The 18,006-nt window shown below is 73.2% G+C and carries 18 protein-coding genes; 7 read left to right on the top strand and 11 right to left on the bottom strand.

Annotation, left to right across the window (positions count from 1 at the left end):
• Positions 1–556 precede the first annotated feature (556 nt).
• Complete coding sequence (locus FHS22_RS34940; RefSeq protein ID WP_184948488.1) at positions 557–1,462, bottom strand: ParB/RepB/Spo0J family partition protein; 906 nt, start codon at positions 1,460–1,462, stop codon at positions 557–559.
• Complete coding sequence (locus tag FHS22_RS34935) at positions 1,462–2,181, bottom strand: nucleotide-binding protein (protein ID WP_221474509.1); 720 nt, start codon at positions 2,179–2,181, stop codon at positions 1,462–1,464. Before FHS22_RS34935 ends, FHS22_RS34940 begins: the two co-directional genes overlap by 1 nt.
• Before the next feature lie 250 nt (positions 2,182–2,431).
• On the opposite strand from FHS22_RS34935, the gene FHS22_RS34930 reads away from it, so the two are divergent.
• Together FHS22_RS34930 and FHS22_RS34925 are read left to right on the top strand one after the other, a co-directional pair.
• Positions 2,432–2,728 (top strand): type II toxin-antitoxin system Phd/YefM family antitoxin, encoded by a 297-nt coding sequence (locus FHS22_RS34930; protein WP_184948487.1) that lies wholly within the window; start codon positions 2,432–2,434, stop codon positions 2,726–2,728.
• Complete coding sequence (locus FHS22_RS34925; protein WP_184948486.1) at positions 2,725–2,964, top strand: type II toxin-antitoxin system RelE family toxin; 240 nt, start codon at positions 2,725–2,727, stop codon at positions 2,962–2,964. Before FHS22_RS34930 ends, FHS22_RS34925 begins: the two co-directional genes overlap by 4 nt.
• Positions 2,965–3,022: 58 nt before the next feature.
• Here the strand turns inward: FHS22_RS34925 and FHS22_RS34920 are convergent, their stop codons facing one another.
• On the bottom strand, positions 3,023–4,183 hold the full coding sequence (locus FHS22_RS34920) for a site-specific integrase (RefSeq protein ID WP_184948485.1): 1,161 nt from the start codon (positions 4,181–4,183) through the stop codon (positions 3,023–3,025).
• 262 nt (positions 4,184–4,445) lie between these two features.
• Here FHS22_RS34920 and FHS22_RS34915 point away from each other — a divergent pair, with 262 nt between their 5' ends.
• Both FHS22_RS34915 and FHS22_RS34910 read left to right on the top strand, forming a co-directional pair.
• Positions 4,446–6,050 (top strand): methyl-accepting chemotaxis protein, encoded by a 1,605-nt coding sequence (locus FHS22_RS34915; protein WP_184948484.1) that lies wholly within the window; start codon positions 4,446–4,448, stop codon positions 6,048–6,050.
• Positions 6,051–6,198: 148 nt separating this feature from the next.
• Complete coding sequence (locus FHS22_RS34910) at positions 6,199–7,260, top strand: BMP family lipoprotein (RefSeq protein WP_184948483.1); 1,062 nt, start codon at positions 6,199–6,201, stop codon at positions 7,258–7,260.
• 137 nt (positions 7,261–7,397) lie between these two features.
• Here FHS22_RS34910 and FHS22_RS34905 read toward each other — a convergent pair whose 3' ends face one another.
• Together FHS22_RS34905 and FHS22_RS34900 are read right to left on the bottom strand one after the other, a co-directional pair.
• On the bottom strand, positions 7,398–8,165 hold the full coding sequence (locus tag FHS22_RS34905; protein ID WP_184948482.1) for a pirin family protein: 768 nt from the start codon (positions 8,163–8,165) through the stop codon (positions 7,398–7,400).
• Between the two features lie 113 nt (positions 8,166–8,278).
• Positions 8,279–8,839, bottom strand: coding sequence for a YceI family protein (locus FHS22_RS34900; protein ID WP_184948481.1), 561 nt, complete (start codon positions 8,837–8,839; stop codon positions 8,279–8,281).
• Positions 8,840–8,959: 120 nt separating this feature from the next.
• Here FHS22_RS34900 and FHS22_RS34895 point away from each other — a divergent pair, with 120 nt between their 5' ends.
• A complete protein-coding gene (locus tag FHS22_RS34895; RefSeq protein ID WP_184948480.1) occupies positions 8,960–9,424 on the top strand; it encodes a MarR family winged helix-turn-helix transcriptional regulator in 465 nt (154 codons plus the stop codon).
• 55 nt (positions 9,425–9,479) lie between these two features.
• Here FHS22_RS34895 and FHS22_RS34890 read toward each other — a convergent pair whose 3' ends face one another.
• From FHS22_RS34890 to FHS22_RS34865, 6 genes are all read right to left on the bottom strand, one after another.
• Complete coding sequence (locus tag FHS22_RS34890; RefSeq protein WP_184948479.1) at positions 9,480–10,133, bottom strand: class I SAM-dependent DNA methyltransferase; 654 nt, start codon at positions 10,131–10,133, stop codon at positions 9,480–9,482.
• Between the two features lie 140 nt (positions 10,134–10,273).
• Positions 10,274–12,145: a carbohydrate-binding domain-containing protein gene (locus FHS22_RS34885; protein WP_184948478.1), complete on the bottom strand. Its 1,872-nt coding sequence runs from the start codon at positions 12,143–12,145 to the stop codon at positions 10,274–10,276.
• A complete protein-coding gene (locus FHS22_RS34880) occupies positions 12,142–12,921 on the bottom strand; it encodes a polyphosphate polymerase domain-containing protein (protein ID WP_184948477.1) in 780 nt (259 codons plus the stop codon). Before FHS22_RS34880 ends, FHS22_RS34885 begins: the two co-directional genes overlap by 4 nt.
• Complete coding sequence (locus FHS22_RS34875) at positions 12,918–13,517, bottom strand: DUF4956 domain-containing protein (protein ID WP_184948476.1); 600 nt, start codon at positions 13,515–13,517, stop codon at positions 12,918–12,920. Before FHS22_RS34875 ends, FHS22_RS34880 begins: the two co-directional genes overlap by 4 nt.
• A gap of 104 nt (positions 13,518–13,621) precedes the next feature.
• Complete coding sequence (locus tag FHS22_RS34870) at positions 13,622–15,187, bottom strand: sensor histidine kinase (protein ID WP_184948475.1); 1,566 nt, start codon at positions 15,185–15,187, stop codon at positions 13,622–13,624.
• Positions 15,165–15,902 (bottom strand): response regulator transcription factor, encoded by a 738-nt coding sequence (locus FHS22_RS34865; RefSeq protein ID WP_184948474.1) that lies wholly within the window; start codon positions 15,900–15,902, stop codon positions 15,165–15,167. Before FHS22_RS34865 ends, FHS22_RS34870 begins: the two co-directional genes overlap by 23 nt.
• Before the next feature lie 294 nt (positions 15,903–16,196).
• Between FHS22_RS34865 and FHS22_RS34860 the strand changes: the two genes are divergently transcribed.
• Together FHS22_RS34860 and FHS22_RS34855 are read left to right on the top strand one after the other, a co-directional pair.
• Complete coding sequence (locus FHS22_RS34860; protein ID WP_184937668.1) at positions 16,197–16,616, top strand: YciI family protein; 420 nt, start codon at positions 16,197–16,199, stop codon at positions 16,614–16,616.
• Positions 16,617–16,631: 15 nt separating this feature from the next.
• Entirely contained in the window at positions 16,632–17,918 is a 1,287-nt protein-coding gene (locus FHS22_RS34855) for an RNA polymerase sigma factor (RefSeq protein WP_184948473.1), read from the top strand.
• The last annotated feature ends 88 nt before the right edge of the window (positions 17,919–18,006 follow it).

The following is an 18,006-nucleotide window of genomic DNA, read 5'->3' as shown; positions in this document are numbered from 1 at the left end:
GCAGGGCACACCCCAGGCAGGGCACACCCCAGGCAGGGCACACCCCAGGCAGGGCACACCCCAGGCCGCCACCGAACCCCGGTGGCGGCCTTCCACATCTCCACCCCCACCCCGCCACACCCCCCGCCACACCTTCCCGACCGGTCAGCACTCCCGACCAGTCAGCACTCCCGACCCAACCCCCGACACACCCACCTCCCAACCCACCCCAGCAACACCCGGCACCCCACCGCGCACACCACAGCGTTTACGCCGTAAACACCCCACGCGACCACCCCAAGACCACCTCCCAACCCACCACCGGCCACGCCAGCGTTTACGCCGTAAACACCCCCGGCACCCCGCCACCGGAAAACAGCCATCCCGGCATCCGCAACCGGAACCCCCGGCACCGCTCACGCCGCAACCACCCCGCCTCCACCGGACCTGCAGAAGGAAACGGCCTCGCGACATGTCGAGGGCCGGGAGCGGCATCGCTCCCGGCCCTCGACATCCAGTCGGTGAACACCCCGGACTCACCCGCCAGAGGCGGCCTCTCCCGGACGCATGCCGTACCTCATCGGGCCACCGTCGCCGTGAGCAGCTCCACCAGCGTCTCCAGGTCTTCCCGGGAGAGCCGCGCCCGCAGCTCCGCCGCGATCGCCGCGGGCGGCCCCAGCGGGATGACGCCGTGGTCGCGCCGCCCGCCCGGACTCCGCTCCCGGCTCGCGAGCCTCTCCCCCGGCGTGCCCACCGCATGGACGCCCCCGCCGTCCGGGCCCCGGCTCCCGCCCCAGGCGGGTGGTACGGCCTCCGCCGCCGGCGGGGCGACCGGCATCGTCTGCTCCTCCGGCGGCAGCTTCCCGATCTCCCGGGCGTCCTCCAGCTTCAGCAGGCCGTCCGTCAGGGCCTGCTGCAGCTCGGGGACGAGCTTGAGCAGGATCATCCGCTGCGAGCCCCAGCCCGGGGACTTGCCCACCTTCCGGCAGGCCTCCCGCAGGGAGATCTCGCGCAGCTCCATCAGCCGCTGCAGCGCCCGCGCCTCCTCCAGCGGCGTCAGGTCGTCCCGCTGGAAGTTCTCGATCAGGGTGCGTTCCTCGGCGGACTCCGCGGAGTCGCGCACCTTGACCGGCACCTCGGTCAGCCCTGCCAGCGCGGCCGCGTGGCGGCGCCGGTGCCCGTGCTGGATGACGTACGGCCTGTCGCCGACCGCCTCCGAGTGGTGCGGGTAGGCGGCCAGCCAGACGGCCCGCGGGACGACGACCAGATCCTGCAGGACGCCCTCGTCGCGGATCGTGTCGGCGAGTCCTTCCAGGTCCCGCAGGCTGTCGCGGGGGTTGTCGGGGTTGTCGGCCAGGTCCGCCAGTCGCACGGTCTCCGGCCACCGCGGCGGGGCCGGCTCCGCCGCGACCGGGGTCTCCTCCTCGGGCTCGGCCGGCTGGCCGACCATCAGCGCCGCGAGACTCGTCCTCTTGCCCGCCATCAGCCCTGCCCGTTCCGCATCTGCCCGTGCTCCAGCGCGAGCCGGTAGAAGTCCTCGCGGGCCTCCATCGCGACCCGGTTCTTCGGGTACTGGGTGACGACCAGGCCCTCGGCCGACGCCCTGGAGTGGATCTTGTAGTGCCGGATCACCGTGTTGGCCAGCGGCCAGCCCTGGTTGCGGACGAACTGCAGGGTGTCGTCCAGGTCGGCGCGGCCGTCGCGCGGATCCCAGTTGTTGGCGACCACGAGGTACGGCAGCTTGCGGGGCTTGACGACCTTCTCGACCGTGTTGAACGTCGGCTGGAAGGACAGCGGCTCCGGCTCGATGGGGATGATCACGTCATCGGCGTTGTCGAGCACCGCGCGCAGCGCGTCGGCCGCCTTGCCGTCCCCGAGGGGGTCGTCGGATGAGGCCCCGTCCGACAGGTCCAGCCAGCCGGGGGTGTCCACCCAGACGTCGGTGACGTTCGGGATGTGGCGGAGGTTCGCCAGCCCGGCGATGTCGTCGTGGGCCTGGACGAAGTCGAAGGGCAGCGCCTCGCCGACGCGCTCCGACCACCAGACGGCCGAGCCCTGCGGGTCGATGGAGACGGTGACGACCGGGGGGTTCTCCCCTGCCACTCCCCCGACGGTGTCGGCGGTGACGGCGGCGAGGTTGACGGCGAGCGTGGACTTGCCTACGCCGCCCTTCTGGTTGAGGACAACGTGCACTCTGGCCACGTGGGGCTCCTGTTCCGTGTGCTTCCCGAGTTGGTACTTCGGATCAGGGGTCCCACTATCCCAGATGATCATCGTGTTCACGGCGTGAACACTCCCGGAGGGCGCGGTACGGCCGGCATCACGGTCACGGCCCGCGTCCTGGAACAGGAGAAGCCCGCGATCCCGTACGGCACATGGCCGTACGGAGAAGGCTCACCGTCCATCCTGGACATCATGCACAGGGTGAACACATTCCCGTACTGTGGAAGGCATGACGAACGAAACGCTCGGCATCGTCGAGGCCCGCAGGAGACTGGGCCCCCTGGTGGCCCGCGCCGTCCACGGCCGCCAGCCGACCACGATCACCCGCTCCGAGGAGGAGCGCGCCGTCCTCATCTCCGAGAAGGAGTACGAGGAGCTGCTGCGGGCCCGCGAGGAGCTGGAGGTCGGCCGCATCCGCGAGGCGATCGCCGCCCGCGAGCGCGGCGAGTCGCGCATGCACGGCTACGAGACCCGCGACGAGCTGTACGCCGATCTCGGCCTTCCGGCCCCCGGCGAGCCCTCTTGAAGCGGCCCCTCAATCTCGCCGACGCCGTTCGCGAGGCTCTGCGCCAGGCGGCCCCCGGTCTGCGCGCGATGATCGCCGAAACCCTGCTCGACCTCACCGAGGAGCCCGAACCTCTGGGCGCTCGTCCCTACGGCGGCATCCCCGCCGCGTTCGAGCTGCGCACGGACGCCTTCCGCCTGATCTACACGCACAGCGTGGACCACGTGTCGGTGTGGGTCCTCCAGATCAACACCTGAGCGGACGCCCCGCCGCACCCGGAAGCGCCCGCGCCGCGGACGCCACCCGGTCCCGCTGTCAGAGCCCGGCGCCGTGCATCGGGTTGTGCTTCCAGCGGTCGACGTCGCGGATGTACTTGAGCAGTTCCGACGAGCCGTCGCGCCAGCCCCCGTGCCGCCCGATGGAGACCAGGTCGGCCCCGGCGGTGTAGGCCCCGGTCGCGCCGCCGGCGCGCAGGCTGTGGGCGCTCAGGTCGTCGATGGCGAGCCCGGCGCGGCGGGCGGCCCGGACGAGGATCTTGCCGATGGCGTACCCGCTGAGGCGGCCGTCGGCGGAACCGCTGCCGGAGGGCCGGGCGCCGGGGACCCCGGCGATCGTGCCGTGCCGGTCGATACGGCGCAGCAGCGGCCCGGAGGCGGAACCGTGCTCCGACAGCAGGGCCCGCCAGGCGCGCAGCGCGCGGACCGGGCAGGTCAGGGGATCGGACCCGTACGGCACGGCGACCTGGCGTCCGGTGGCGGCCTGGTCGGTCTTGGACCGGCGCACGGTCACGACGAGCCCCTGCTCGGCCTCGGCGATGTCGGCCAGATCGAGCCCGGCGAGCTCGCTGCGGCGGGCCATCATGGCCCAGCCGAGCACGACGGCCAGGCGGTCGCGCAGGTCGATCGCGGTGCCGGTGTCGAGGGCGGCGGCGATGCGCCGCAGGTGGGGTACGGCCAGCGCGGCGGCCTGGCGCTGGTTGGGCAGCCCGGCGGCGGCCCGCTCGCCCCGGTAGGCCTTGCGGACGGCCCGGGCTGCGGTGGTGTCGGGCGGGACGAGGCCGCTGACCCGGTGGGCGGTGCGGATCCCGGCGATGGCCCGGGTGATGGTGGCGGGGGCCTTGCCCTCGTCGGCGAGAGCGGAGACGTACTCGGCGAGGGTCTCGGCGGAGGCGGGCAGCGCCGTACGGCCCGCGCGGGCGCACCAGGCGGTGAAGCGGTTCCAGTCTCCGGCGTAGGCGCGGCGGGTGGCCTCCGGGACGCTGGCCGCGATGCGGGCTGCGGTCGAGGCCGAGACCGCCGCGTCGGCCGCTGCGGCGGGGACGCCGTGGACCACGGCTCCGGGGGTCAGGACCCCGGCCGGGGCGGTCCCGGTGACGGTCCCGGTGACAGTGGCAGGGACGGGGACGGGGACGGCCGAGTGCGCCAGGGCGGGAGCGGCCTGGACGGGAGAGGTGTACGCACGCTCGTCGCCGCCCATGGAGACTCCTGTTCCGCCGTTGTTCCCGTGTTCGCAGTCTGCCAGGCGATCAAGGCCGCGGACACCGGGCGGCGGAGCCCTCGGAGATCTCCGGACGCCCCGGCGGGGAGGAACGGAGGCGTCCCTCCCCGCCGGGAACGCCTCCACGGGACGAGGAGCCCGGCCGGCGCGCCGGGAGTGCGCTTTCGCGGGAGGCCGCCCTCAGGTCCGTTCCGTTTCCGCCGATGGACGTTCGGTGAATTGTCGGTCACGGAGGACGAGCATGCGTCGGGTCAGAATCGGAGTACGGCTGGGAGTGGCGTTCACCGTCCTGCTGGTGTTCCTCGCCGGGATCGCGGTGATCGCCTTCTCGGCGATCCAGGACCAGCGGAACACCTCCGCGCAGGTACGGGACCTGCAGGTGCTCACCAGCCAGGCCAAGGAGATCAAGTTCTACGCGGCCAGCATGAGCGGCTGGCAGAGCGCCTACATCTCCGACGTGCACCGCCTGGGCGCCGAACGCGCCTTCGGCGGGGACTCGGTCAACTACAAGGCCTGGGAGCAGGAGCGCGAGCGCTTCGAGAAGTTCCTCCCGCAGGCCGCCACCGACGTCATGAACGCCTCCGAGCGGGCGCTGTTCGACCGGATCGCCGCCGAGTCCGAGACGTACTTCGCGGTGAACGACAAGATCGTCGAAACGTTCCGGCCGGGCACCCCCGACGCCTTGTGGAAGGGCGACCAGCTCGCCGTCTACGACAGCTGGAACACCTACTACCGGATCCTGCGCGCCTCCCAGCAGCTCGCCCACTCCGTCGACCAGCGCAGCCAGGCGGCGGTGGAGGCCTCCGCCGACGCGGCCGCCTCCGCCCAGCGGGCGATCACGATCGGGGCGGCGCTCGCGCTCCTGCTCGGTTGCGCCCTCGCCTACACGGTGACCCGCAGCATCGTCGCGCCGGTCACCGCCGCCAGGGACGCGCTGCGCACGGTGGCCCGCCGCGAACTGGACGTGAAACTGCCCGCCGAGGGCCGCGACGAGCCGGCGCAGATGGCGGAGGCGCTCAACGAGGCGCTCACCGCGATCCGCACGGTCGTCGCCGACGTGGCCGAGCACGCCAGGACGCTGGCGGACATGTCGGCCGAGCTGGACACCGTCACCGGCGCGTTCGCCGACAGTGCGGCGCTGGCCTCCGAACGCGCCGGGGCCGCCGCCCAGGCCTCGCAGGAGGTGAGCCAGAGCGTGCACGAGGTCGCCGCGGGTTCGAGCGAGATGGGCGGAGCCATCGAGGAGATCGCCCGCAACGCCTCGGACGCGGCACGGGTCGCCGCGGAGGCCGTGGCCGCCGCGGAGTCGGCCAACGCCACGATGAGCCAGCTCACCTCGTCCTCCTCGGAGATCGACCACGTGGTCAAGCTCATCACCAGCATCGCCGAGCAGACCAACCTGCTGGCGCTCAACGCCACCATCGAGGCCGCCCGCGCCGGCGACTCCGGCAAGGGATTCGCCGTGGTGGCCCACGAGGTCAAGAACCTGGCGCAGGAGACCTCCTCGGCGACCGAGGAGATCGGCCGTCTCGTCCAGGCGATCCAGTCCGACAGCACCGCCGCGGTCGGCGCCATCGGCAGGATCGGCGAGGTCATCGCGGGGATCAGCGGCTACCAGACGACGATCGCCAGCGCGGTGGAGGAGCAGACCGCCACCACCGACGAGATGAACCGCAGCGTCGCCGACGCCGCCGGGGGAGCCTCCCGGATCGCCGAGAGCATCACCGCCGTGGCCTCCTCGGCCTCGGCGGTCGACGCCGACATCGCCCGCTCGCGCCGTACCGTCGCCGAACTCACCAGTGTGTCGACGCGGCTGCGCGAGGCGGTCGGGCGGTTCCGCTACTAGCCGCGGCAGGTGAGCGCGCCGTGACCACCGCGGAGCGCCCACCCGGCGGACCCCGTCGGTGTTCATCCGTGAACACCCCCGATCCGAAGACCCAGAACCCCAAGAGCGCCGAGACCCTCGGCATCCACCAGGCAGAAGGAAGACCACAGTGCGCAACAGGAGAAGGACCGCGCTGGCCGTACTGGCCGCGGCGGCCGCCACGACCCTGGCCGGATGCGGGGCCGGCGCGGAGCCGCCCGTGCGCCTGGCCGCCTCCGGCGTCGACGGGCTGGGTCTGGAGCAGGTGCGGGTCGGGCTCGCCTTCGACCAGGGCGGGCGGGGCGACAAGAGCTTCAACGACGCGGCGGCCGCGGGCCTGGACCGGGCGAAGAAGGAGCTCGAGGTCGACGGCCGGGAGGTGACGCTCTCCGAGGAGACCGAGGAGGAGCGCGCCGCCAGGCTGCGCGAGCTGGCGGAGGAGGGCCGCAACCCGGTCATCGCGGTCGGCTTCCTGTACGCCGGGGCCGTCCGGACGGTCGCGGCGGAGTTCCCCGGGACCACCTTCGCCATCGTCGACGACGACTCCTTCAGCGCCCCGAACGTGGTCTCCCTGGTCTTCGCCGAGGAGCAGGGCTCCTACCTGACCGGGGCGGCCGCCGCCCTGAAGTCCCGCTCCGGCCGGGTCGGGTTCATCGGCGGAGTCCGCATCCCGCTGCTGCAGAAGTTCGAGGCCGGTTTCACCGCCGGAGCCACCAGGGCCCGGCCCGGGGTGAAGGTCAGCGTCGACTACCTCTCTGCGCCGCCGGACTTCAGCGGCTTCGGCGTGCCCGACAAGGCGGAGAAGATCGCCCAGCGGATGTTCGCCGAAGGCGTCGACGTCGTCTACACCGCCGCCGGCGGGTCCGGCGCGGGCACCCTGAAGGCGGTCGCCGCCCGCAAGGGCACCTGGGCCGTCGGGGTGGACTCCGACCAGTACCAGACCGCCGAACCCGGCGTCCGCGCCGCCATTCTGACGTCCATGGTCAAGCGGGTGGACAACGCCGTCTTCCAGGAGATCCAGGCGTTCATCAAGGGAGACCGGGCCGGCGGCGTCAAGCGCTTCGACCTCAAGACCGACGGCGTCGGCTACTCCGTCTCCAACGACAAGGCGATCGCCCCGGTGCGGAAGAAGGTGGACGGGCTGCGCCGGCTCATCCTCGACGGTACCGTCACCGTCCCCACCAAGCCCTGACAACCGTTGATCCATACCTGGCGGCCTACGCCGAGCGCCTCGTCGAAACGGGCGAAGCCTCCTCGAACAGCCTGTCCGACATGGAGTACGTCACCGTCGCCCCTCTCCGGATGAGGCGTGGCTCCCCGCCTGGGCTCTCAGGCGGCGATGGCGGCGTGCATCTCCCAGACGAGGATCTCGGCGGGCTCGGTGGCGGTGACCCGCTGGCCTCCGGTGGCGGTGAAGCGTACGGCGTCGCCGGTGCCGAGCGCTCCGGCTCCTTCGAGGGCGACGGCGCCGCGGGGCACGAACAGGTGCAGGAACGGCGCCTCGGGCAGCTCGACGCTCTGACCGGGCCGCAGGCGGGCGGCGTGGAGCGCTGCGTAGCGGTTCCCGATGCGGATGGCGGCGGCGTCGGCGTGCGCGGGCATGCCGGAGGCGACGGTCACCAGGCCGCCGGACAGCAGTTCGCCGTCGATCTCGAGCTGCTCGTAGCCGGGGGTGATGCCGCTCTCGTCGGGCACGACCCACATCTGCACGAAGTGGACCGGCTCGTCGTGGACGTCGCCCGCGAGGCGCCAGGAGTCGTTCTTCTCCGAGTGCAGGATGCCGGTGCCGGCGCTCATCCGCTGGGCCAGACCGGGGTAGATGACGCCGTTGTGGCCGGTGGAGTCCTGGTGGACCAGGGAGCCCTGCATCACCCAGGTGACGATCTCCATGTCCCGGTGCGGGTGGGTGTCGAACCCGAAGCCGGGGCGCACGACGTCGTCGTTGTTGACCAGCAGCAGCCCGTGGTGGGTGTTCGCCGGATCGTGGTGGCGGCCGAAGGAGAACGAGTGCTTGGAGTCCAGCCAGGAGATCTCCGTGGTGAACCGCTCGTCCGCGCGGCGGACGTCCAGGCTGGGTCGGGGCAGGGTCGTGGTCATGGGACGTCCTTCCGTCGGATGCGGGTGAGCGGGCGGGGGCGGCCGTCGGGCCGGCCGGCCGTACGGGACGGCCGGCGGCGGGCGACCGGGTGTTCTCGGGAGGGCCCGGCGGGTCAGGCGTTCTTGACCGCGGAGACCTCGAACTCGAGGACGATCTTGTCGCTGACCAGGACGCCGCCGGTCTCCAGCGCGGCGTTCCAGGTGACGCCGTAGTCCTTGCGGTTGATGGTCACCGAGCCCTCGAAGCCTACGCGCACGTTGCCGAACGGGTCGGTGGCGGCGCCCTCGTAGGTGAAGGGGACCGTCACGGAGTTGGTGACGCCCTTGATGGTGAGGTCGCCGGTCACCTCGAAGTCGGTCGTGCCGGTCTGGCGGATCGCGGTGGAGGTGAAGGTGATCTCCGGGTAGGTCTCCATCGCCAGGAAGTCGTTGCTGCGCAGGTGCTCGTCGCGCTGGGCGTTGCGGGTGTCGATGCTCGCGGTCTTGATGGTCACGGCGGCGGTGGAGGCGGCCGGGTTCTCGCCGTCGAGGACGGCGGTGCCCTCGAACTCGTTGAACGCGCCGCGGACCTTGGTCACCATCGCGTGCCGGGCGACGAACCCGATGCGGGTGTGCGCGGGGTCGAGGGTGTAGGTGCCGGTGAGCTGGGCGAAGCCGGTGGCGGTCGTGGTCATGGTGGTCTCCTTCGGCCGGTCGTCATATGGATGATGTGTCATCCATATGGGGCTCAACCTATATGACGCATCATGCATTCCCAAATTCATGATGTGTCATCAATTTGCTAGAGTGGACGCATGAGCGACACGGGATGGCTCGACGAGGACGAGCAGCAGGCCTGGCGGGCCTTCCTGCGGCTGCAGGGACAGCTGACCGCCCGGCTCAACCGGCAGCTGCAGGCCGACTCCGGCCTGTCCCTGGCCGACTACGAGGTGCTCGTCGCCCTCACCGACACCTCCGAGGGGCGGCTGCGGCCGTTCGAGCTCCAGCGCGACCTGCAGTGGGAGCAGAGCCGCCTGTCGCACCACCTGACCCGGATGCAGCGCCGCGACCTCGTCCGGCGCGAGGAGTGCCCCGAGGACGGCCGGGGCGCGTTCATCGTGCTCACCGAGACCGGGCGGCAGGCCATCGAGGCCGCCGCCCCGGGCCACGTCGGCGCCGTCCGGCACCTGTTCTTCGACGGCCTCACCCCCGACCAGGTCACCGCGCTCCGGCGGCTCTCCGACCAGCTCCTCGACCGGCTCGACGCCCTGCCCCGCTGACCTCGCCCGCGCGCACACCCACCCGCGGCGACCCGGCCTCCCGGCCGGGGGCGCGTCAACGGCCTCCCGCTCCGGCCGGCTTGCGGACCAGGAGGCAGCCCTGCGGGAACCTGTCGTCCTGGTCGCACCGCAGCTCGGCGTCCACCGCGAACCCGGCCCGGCGCAGCAGCTCGGCGACGCGGCCGAGCGGCCACCGGTAGGCGAGCGTCACCTTGTGGTCGAACGGCTCCGGCGCGGTCAGCCGCTCGTCGCCGGACTGGAAGGCGATCAGCAGGCGGCCGCCCGGGGCCAGCAGCCGGTGGAACCCGGCCAGCACCTCCGGCACCCGCTCCGGCGGCGTGTGGATGAGGGAGTACCAGGCCACGATGCCGCCGAGCGCGCCGTCCGGCAGGTCCAGGGCGGTCATCGCCCCCTCCTCGAACCGCAGGTGCGGATGCGCCCGCCGGGCCAGCTCGATCATCTGCGGCGACAGGTCGACGCCGAAGGCCTCCAGTCCCAGGGAGTGCAGGTGCGCCGTCACGTGCCCGGGCCCGCACCCGAGGTCGGCCACCGGCCCCGCCCCGGCGGCCCGCACGAGCTCGGCGAACACGGCGAACATCGCCCGGTCCAGCGGCCGGGTCTCCAGCGATCCGCTGACGAACGCGGCGTACTCGGCGGCGCGGGCGTCGTAGGCCGTCCGGGTGGCGCGCAGGAAGGAGGGTTCGATCATGAGTGAGCACCGTAGTCCACCCTCCCGGCGGGCGGGTCCGACTCCGCCGTTCCGTCCGCTCCGCCGCCCTGCCCCAGGCGGGGCCGCGTGCCGGGCCCGGCGGAGGACGCGGCCGGGGCCGCGCCCTGCGCGGGGCCGGGTCACTGGTCGCTCCGGGCGGAGGCGGCGTCCGGGCGCTCGCCCATGGGAGGGCCGCCGGGGCCGCCCCGGCCGCCTCCGGCCGGCGCCTGGCCGGCCGTCGCGGTCGCGACCTGCGTCGCCGATCCGAGCTCGCCGGACGCGGCCAGCCCGCCGGTGCTCGTGCCGGAGGCCGTACCGCCGGTGTGGACGGCGTACTCCTTACCGGAGGTGATATCGGCCGAGGAGAAGACGAGGTTCTGAATCGTCTTCGGGGTGACGTAGGTGGCCACCAGCGCGCCGCCGTCGTCGACGAGCTGCAGGGTCGTGCCCGCCTGCGCGGCCGTGTCCAGGGTGACGGAGACCCAGCCCTGGGCGGAGCCGGTGTCCGGCGCGACCACCATGCCGGCGCTGCCCGAGGCCAGCAGCACACCGCCGCTGATCTGGAAGCTCCCGTCGACGTCGAGCGCCCCGTTCATGCTCTGCGTGGGTCCGTTGACCACGACGGTGCCGCCCGAGATCGCGGCGGTGCCGTTGGAGTCGAAGCCGTCGCCCGCGGAGTCGATGACGAGGGTGCCGCCGGTGACGGTGACGGAGTGGTCGCCCGCGGGCTCGCCGCCGCCGGGCCCGCCCTGCGCCTCGGCTGTGCCGGTCGTGCCGCCGGCCGCGTTGATCCCGTCGTCGCTGGCGACGACGGTCACGTTTCCGGAGTTCAGCACGATGTCGGCGCCTTCGAGGCCTTCCGCCGACCGGGTGATGTCGACGGTGCCGCCGTCGATCACCAGGGCGCCCTCGGCGTGGACGGCGTCACCGCCGGTGGCGGCGGTGAGCCCGGTTCCGGCGAGGCGGACGGCTCCGTCGCTGTGGACGGCGTCGTCGGATGCGTCGATCCCGGCGGCACCGCCCTCCAGGACGGTGATCACGCCCGCTTTGAGGCCCTTCGCCGACGTCTCGCCGGCCGGGGTCACGCCGCTGCCACCGCCGGCGGTGACGTCGAGCGTGCCTCCGGTGACCACCAGGTCGGTGGCGGCGTCGACGCCGTCGCCCCCGGCGGTCACCGTGACCCCGCCTCCGGTGACCGAGACGTAGCCGGCGTCGGCGTCCTCGGTGTTGTCGGCCTTGATCCCGTCGCCGCCGGAGGTGACGGTGACCTTCCCGCCGTCGATGACGACGTAGTCCTTGCCCCGGATGCCGTCGTCGGCGGCCTCGACGACCGTGACGGTGCCGGACTGGATGACCAGGCCGTCCTTGCCGGCGATCGCGTCGTTGCCGTTGCCGTGGACGTCGAGCGCCCCGCCGCCGGTGACGGTCAGGTCGCCGGCGCTGAAGAGCGCGGCGTCGGCCTCGGCTCCGTCGGCGTAGGAGGAGGCGTCGCTGAGGGTGTTCCTGCTGCCGTCGGCCAGGACGACGACGAGCCGCTCGGCCTCCACCGCGGCGATCGCCGCGGTGGAGGAGCTGGAGATGCGGGCGCCGTCGAGGATCAGCCGGACGGTGGCGCCGGGCGCGTCGACGACGACCCGGCCGTCGGTCAGGGTGCCCGAGAGCCGGTAGGAGCCCGCGGCGGTGATCGTCACCGTGGAGCCGTCGACGGTGACCCCGTCACCGGTGGCCTCGGCCGAGTCGCCTCCGAGGGCGATGTCCACGACCTCGGACGGCTCGTAGGCCGCGGCGTCGGCCTCGGCGTGGTCGGCCTCGTTGGCGGCCAGCACCTCCGCGGCGCTCTGGACGGCGCTCACGGCGACCGCGGTGGCGGTGGTGGCCGATCCGGTGCCGGTCGATTGAGTGGTGGTCGATTGGGTGCCGGTCGATTCGGTGCCGGTGGTGCATCCGGCCAGCAGGGTGACGGCGAGGGCTCCCGAGGCGAAGGCGGCGGCCAGCTTCCTGCGGATTCTCATGGTCGGCTCTCTTCTGTGACGGTGGGGAAGTGGCGCCGCAGTACGGGCCGCCAGCGGTTGGCGGGCAGGTCGGGCCGGAGCGCGGCCAGCCCGGTGGCGTACTTCGACACCGAACAGGGGCGGTGTCCCAGCGACCACAGCAGCCGGTCGATCTGCGAGGTCGTCCGGTCCGATTTCGTCTCGACGATGACGCGCTCGGGAGTGCGGATCGCGGTCCCGTCCGGCAGCGCCCAGGACAGGTCCGCGTCGATGGTGACCCGGCTGCCGGTGGACGGGACGAACAGCGTCGTGCGCCGGTAGCGCGTGGTCAGCACGTGCCCGAAGTGCAGCCCGTCGGCGGGGATGGCGGCCTCGGCGAGGACCGCGCCGGCATACGCGCGGGCCTCGGAGCCCAGGTGCAGGCCGTCGCCGGTGTAGGAGATGCGCTGCTTGACGGTCGTGCCGCGCCGGCCGCGGGTCTTGACCTCCGCGAAGTGCGTGCCCGAGTCGACGTAGCTGCGGATCCTGATCTTGAATCGGCGGCGCCGGCGGTGGGCGGCGGCCAGGTAGCCGTCCAGGTCCGGGGTATCGAAGTAGGCCGACCGGTAGCCGAAGGCGCGCCGCCGGTCGATCTCCAGCACCCGGACGTCGGCGGGCAGGGCGCCCAGGACGGCGGGCAGGCCGGCGGCGGGCAGGATGTACTTCCGGTCCAGCCGGGTCAGCAGGGACGCCCGCGCCACGAGCTCGTCGAGCGTGATCGGGCGCAGGGGGTCGAGCAGCGCGGTCGCGGTGGTCATGCGGCCACCGTCGCCCGATCACGCTCGACGAGTCCCCGGCGGGCGGGTTGCCGGCGGTCGGCGAGGTAGCGGACCTCGGCCAGCGTGGTGTCGTCGACCAGGTCGACGTGCTTGATCGACAGGTTGACGACCCGGCCCCCCAGCAGTACCTCCAGGTGCGCGCGGAGCGCGTCCTCGTCGGTGTGCGCGACGTCCAGGTTCACGGTCTGCTGCCGGTAGCGGCGGAACAGGTGCGGGTGGTCGCCGACGAACAGCGCGGCGATCATCAGCAGCATCAGGCCGCCGTTCAGCGCGTCCAGGGAGCCGCTCAGCCCGGCCAGCAGACCGAGCGCCAGGGCGGCGAAGTAGTAGGCGACCTCGTGCTGGGCGATCTCGTCGGAACGCAGCCTGATGATCGACAGCACGCCGAACAGGCCGAGCCCCAGTCCGGCTCCCACGGTCGAGGAGCCGAGCACCATCGAGACCGCCAGCACGCCGATGTTCACGCCCAGGAACGCGACCACCAGGTCGCGGCGGTGGTGGCGGGGGAAGTAGACACCGAAGGTGAGGACGGCGATGGCTACGAGGTCGGCGGCGATGATTGCCAGCTGGTTCACGGCTGTTCCTTCGTCCGGGAGGTTCGGGGACGACTTCATTGAGCCGGGCGGGCCTATGAGCCGCCTGTGAGAGGTCTGTGCCGGAGGAATGAGCCGGCGGGCCGTCACGCGCCGTCGTCGGCGGCCCGCGGCAGCCGTACGGTGAAGCTCGTACGGCCCGGCACGCTGCAGGCCTCCACGCTCCCGCCGTGCGCGGTCACCACGGCGTGCACGATGGCGAGCCCGAGACCGGTGCTGCCGGCCGCCCGGGAGCGTGAGGTGTCGCCGCGGGCGAAGCGTTCGAAGACGTGCGGAAGCAGCTCGGGCGGGATGCCGGGGCCGGTGTCGGTGACGGTCAGCACGGCGTGCCCGCCCCGGGCCTCCACGCCGACCGTGACACGGGTGCCCTCCGGGGTGTGGCTGCGGGCGTTGGCCAGCAGGTTGGCCAGGACCTGCTGCAGCCGCGCCGCGTCGCCGGCCACGGTGATCGGCTCCTCGGGCACGTCCAGGTGCCAGTCGTGGCGCGGGCCGGCGGCGTGCGCGTCGCTGACCGCGTCCACCGTCAGCATCGTCAGGTCCACCGGTTCGCACGCGAGGGGACGACCGGCGTCCAGGCGGGCCAGCAGCAGCATGTCCTCCACCAGGACGGTCATCCGCCGCGCCTCCGCCTCCACCCGGCGCAGCACGTGCGCGACCTCGTCCGGCACGGGCTGACGGCCGCGCCTGCTCAGCTCGGCGTAACCGCAGATCGCCGCGAGCGGGGTGCGCAGTTCGTGGCTGGCGTCGGCGACGAACTGGCGGACCTGCGTCTCGCTGGCGTGCCGGGCCTCCAGCGCGCTGCCGACGTGGTCCAGCATCCGGTTCAGCGCCGCGCCGACCTGCCCGACCTCGGTGCGCGTGTCGGCGTCGGCCTCGGCGACGCGTTGCGGCAGCTCCACCTCGCCGCGGTGGAGGGTCAGCTGCGACACCCGGGCGGCGGTCGCGGCCACCCGGGACAGCGGACGCAGCGTCCGCCGTACGATCACCGTCCCGGCGTAGCCCGCAGCCAGCAGCACCAGCGCCGTCACCCCCGCCACGACGGCGGCCACCAGGTAGAGCGTCTCCTGCGTCTCCGCCAGCGGCAGCCCGGTGACCAGCACCGCGCCGTCGGGCAGGGGACGCGCGACGAGGCGGTAGTCGCCCAGCTCGCCGAGGTCGTAGGTGGCCGGCGCGGCGTCCACCGGAACCGTCAGCAGCGTCGCGTGCGACGCGCCGACCTCCGGCTGCGCCTGCCCCTGCTCCACCAGCACGTCGGCGCTGACGACCTCGCCCGCGCAGATCCGCGCCGACAGCGTGCCGATGGCCTGCCCCCGCGGGAAGTCCCGGTCCTGCGGCTGCGCGCAGCCGGTCGGTCCGGAGGTGTCCGGGGCCCGGCCGTCCGGCTCCTGGGCGGGCGGGGGCCCGTATCCGTGCGGCGCCCGGCCCGCGGCCGCCGCCAGCTGGGCGTCGACACGCCCGTACAGCACCTCGGCCAGCGTGACCTCGGTGGTCACGCCGACGGCCAGGAACGCCAGGGTCAGCAGGGCGAGCATCGCGGCGACCAGGCGGGCCCGCAGCGACCATCCCCGCCACCGGCGCGGCCCGGTCCGCCGGCCAGCCGGCGCCCCGGCCGCCGCGCCCGGCGGCGTCTTAGTCAGCGGGTCTGAGGACATAACCGGCGCCGCGCAGCGTGTGGATCATCGGCGTCCGGCCGGCGTCGATCTTCTTGCGCAGGTACGAGATGTACAGCTCCACCACGTTCGCCTGTCCGCCGAAGTCGTAGTTCCACACCCGGTCGAGGATCTGCGCCTTGCTGAGCACCCGGCGCGGATTGCGCATCAGGTAGCGCAGCAGCTCGAACTCCGTGGCCGTCAGACTGATCGGCTCGTCGTCCCGCCGGACCTCGCGGCTGTCCTCGTCCAGGACCAGATCGCCGACGACGAGCCGGGAGTCCGGGCGCAGCTCCGAACGGGCCGCCCGGCGCATCAGGCCGCGCAGCCGCGCCACGACCTCCTCCAGGCTGAACGGCTTGGTCACGTAGTCGTCGCCGCCGGCCGTCAGCCCCGCGATCCGGTCCTCCACCGAGTCCTTGGCGGTCAGGAACAGCACCGGCACGTCCGGCGCCTCCCCGCGCAGCCTGCGCAGCACCTCCAGGCCGTCGATGTCGGGCAGCATCATGTCGAGCACGACGGCGTCGGGGCGGAGCTCGCGCGCGGCCCGCACGGCGCTCATGCCGTCGCCGGCGCTGCGCGCCTCCCAGCCCTCGTAGCGCAGCGCCATCGTCAGCAGTTCCGCCAGCGTGGGCTCGTCGTCCACCACCAGCACCCGCAGCGGACCGCCGTCCGGCCGACGCAACTGCCCACGAACCTCCGCATTCGTCACGGTCATAGCCCGATCGTCGGAAAAGACACTGTGAGTCCTCCTTCCCTACCCTGTGGATCGCCTGTGCAACGGCGGCACGCTCCCCGCACGCCCGCCCGCGCCGGCCCGCGGGGAACGACCGTGTACGCTAAAGAACGATCTTGAGGTGATCCGGGGTCCACCCGCCGGAGGCGGCCGGAACCACGCCGGCCGATTCCCCGGAGAAGAAATCCGGCGGTCGTGTCGATCCGCGGCGCCGCCCGTTCGACCTATGCGTGAGAAAGGCCCGCAGGGCCCGGACGACACAGGGAGACAGAGACCATGAAGTACATGCTGATCTGGCGCGCCACCGACGAGGCCTTCACCGCGATGGGCGACGTCGACTTCACCGAGATGCTCGCGACCGTCGGCCGGTACAACGAGGAGCTGATCCGGGCCGGCGTGCTGCTCGCCGCCGAAGGCCTCGCCGACGCCGCCGAGGGCGTGGTCGTCGACTACTCCTGCGAACCGCCCGTGGTCACCGACGGCCCGTACGGCGAGACCAAGGAGCTGTTCGGCGGCTTCTACATCCTCAACGTCGCCTCCAGGGAGGAGGCCGTGGAGTGGGCCAGGCGCTCGCCGATCACCGGTCCGGGCTTCAAGACCGAGATCCGCCGGGTCACCACGATCGACGAGTTCCCGCAGGACAACGAGTGGATCAAGAAGGAGCGGGCGTGGCGCGAGGCTACCGGCCAGCTCTGATCGGACCGACGGAAGATGGCAGACCCCACCGGCCGTGAGGCCGTCGCCGCCGTCTGGCGGATCGAGTCCGCGCGGATCGTCGGCGCGCTCGCCCGCTACACCGGCGACTTCGCACTGGCCGAGGACCTCGCCCAGGAGGCGCTGGCCGAGGCCCTGGTGACCTGGCCGCGCGAGGGTGCTCCCCGCCACCCCGCGGGGTGGTTGCTCACCGTCGGCCGGCGCCGCGCGATCGACGCGTTCCGCCGGCGCTCCGCCCTCGACGACAGGTACGCCGCCCTCGCCCACGAGCTGGGGGAGGGCGGCATCTCCTCGGGGAACGCACCCGCCGATCCGGCTCGGGAGGCCGAGGACGTGCTGTGGGATCCGGACCAGATCGACGACGACATGCTCGCGCTGATGTTCGTCTCCTGCCATCCCGTCCTGTCCCGGGAGGCGAGGGTGGCGCTCACCCTGCGGGTGGTCGGCGGTCTGACGAGCGACGAGATCGCCCGGGCGTTCCTCGTCCCGACCGCCACCGTGCAGGCCCGGATCACCCGGGCGAAGAAGACGCTCGGGGCGGCCCGGGTGCCGTTCGCGGTGCCGTCGGCCCGGGAGCGGGCCGAGCGGCTCGGCTCGGTGCTCAACGTGATCTATCTGATCTTCACCGAGGGCTCCTCGGCCAGTTCCGGCGACGATCTGATCCGGCCCGATCTGGCGGGCGAGGCGCAGCGCCTCGCCCGGGTGCTGGCCCGGCTGGTGCCGGACGAGCCCGAGGTCCACGGCCTGCTGGCGCTGCTGGAGCTGACCGCGGCGCGTTTTCCCGCCCGCACCGGGCCGGACGGCGAGCCGGTGCTGCTGGAGCACCAGGACCGCCGCCGCTGGGACCGCGCCGCGATCCGCCGGGGCAGGGCCGCCCTGGCCCGCGCCGAGCGGGCCGGCCGGGGCCTCGGCGCGTACGGCCTGCAGGCCGCGATCGCCGAGTGCCACGCCGTCGCCCCGTCGGTCGAGGCGACGGACTGGGAGCGCGTCGTCCTCGTCTACGAGGCGCTCGGCCGACTCGCGCCCTCACCCGTGGTCGACCTCAACCGGGCGGTGGCGGTCTCCATGGCCCGGGGACCGGCCGCGGCACTGCCGATCGTGGACGGGCTGGCGGACGCCGGGGCGCTGCAGGGCTCGCACCTGCTGCCGGGCGTCCGCGGGGAGCTGCTCACCCGCCTGGGCCGCGCCGAGGAGGCGCGCACCGAGCTGGAGCGCGCCGTACGGCTGTGCGGCAACGGGCGCGAGCGGGCGGTGCTGGAGCGCAAGCTCGCCGCCCTGGGGTGACCGGAGCGGAGGCGGCGACCGCTCGCGGACTCCTCCGGTGTCCCGTCCCGTCCTGCGAGCGCCGGCGCCCCGGTCCGGCGAACGACGC

It is taken from the genome of Thiemannella venezuelensis (genome assembly GCF_014203605.1).
Taxonomy (GTDB): Bacteria; Actinomycetota; Actinomycetes; order Streptosporangiales; family Streptosporangiaceae; genus Planomonospora_A; species Planomonospora_A venezuelensis.
This window is presented reverse-complemented; position numbering and strand designations above follow the sequence as displayed.

Bases quoted from the DNA above. Each gene is read 5' to 3' on its own strand.
- FHS22_RS34940 (WP_184948488.1), bottom strand. From the start codon at position 1,462: ATGGCGGGCAAGAGGACGAGTCTCGCGGCGCTGATGGTCGGCCAGCCG.
- FHS22_RS34930 (WP_184948487.1), top strand. From the start codon at position 2,432: ATGACGAACGAAACGCTCGGCATCGTCGAGGCCCGCAGGAGACTGGGC.
- FHS22_RS34920 (WP_184948485.1), bottom strand. From the start codon at position 4,183: ATGGGCGGCGACGAGCGTGCGTACACCTCTCCCGTCCAGGCCGCTCCC.
- FHS22_RS34915 (WP_184948484.1), top strand. From the start codon at position 4,446: ATGCGTCGGGTCAGAATCGGAGTACGGCTGGGAGTGGCGTTCACCGTC.
- FHS22_RS34905 (WP_184948482.1), bottom strand. From the start codon at position 8,165: ATGACCACGACCCTGCCCCGACCCAGCCTGGACGTCCGCCGCGCGGAC.
- FHS22_RS34900 (WP_184948481.1), bottom strand. From the start codon at position 8,839: ATGACCACGACCGCCACCGGCTTCGCCCAGCTCACCGGCACCTACACC.
- FHS22_RS34895 (WP_184948480.1), top strand. From the start codon at position 8,960: ATGAGCGACACGGGATGGCTCGACGAGGACGAGCAGCAGGCCTGGCGG.
- FHS22_RS34890 (WP_184948479.1), bottom strand. From the start codon at position 10,133: ATGATCGAACCCTCCTTCCTGCGCGCCACCCGGACGGCCTACGACGCC.
- FHS22_RS34885 (WP_184948478.1), bottom strand. From the start codon at position 12,145: ATGAGAATCCGCAGGAAGCTGGCCGCCGCCTTCGCCTCGGGAGCCCTC.
- FHS22_RS34880 (WP_184948477.1), bottom strand. From the start codon at position 12,921: ATGACCACCGCGACCGCGCTGCTCGACCCCCTGCGCCCGATCACGCTC.
- FHS22_RS34870 (WP_184948475.1), bottom strand. From the start codon at position 15,187: ATGTCCTCAGACCCGCTGACTAAGACGCCGCCGGGCGCGGCGGCCGGG.
- FHS22_RS34865 (WP_184948474.1), bottom strand. From the start codon at position 15,902: ATGACCGTGACGAATGCGGAGGTTCGTGGGCAGTTGCGTCGGCCGGAC.
- FHS22_RS34860 (WP_184937668.1), top strand. From the start codon at position 16,197: ATGAAGTACATGCTGATCTGGCGCGCCACCGACGAGGCCTTCACCGCG.
- FHS22_RS34855 (WP_184948473.1), top strand. From the start codon at position 16,632: ATGGCAGACCCCACCGGCCGTGAGGCCGTCGCCGCCGTCTGGCGGATC.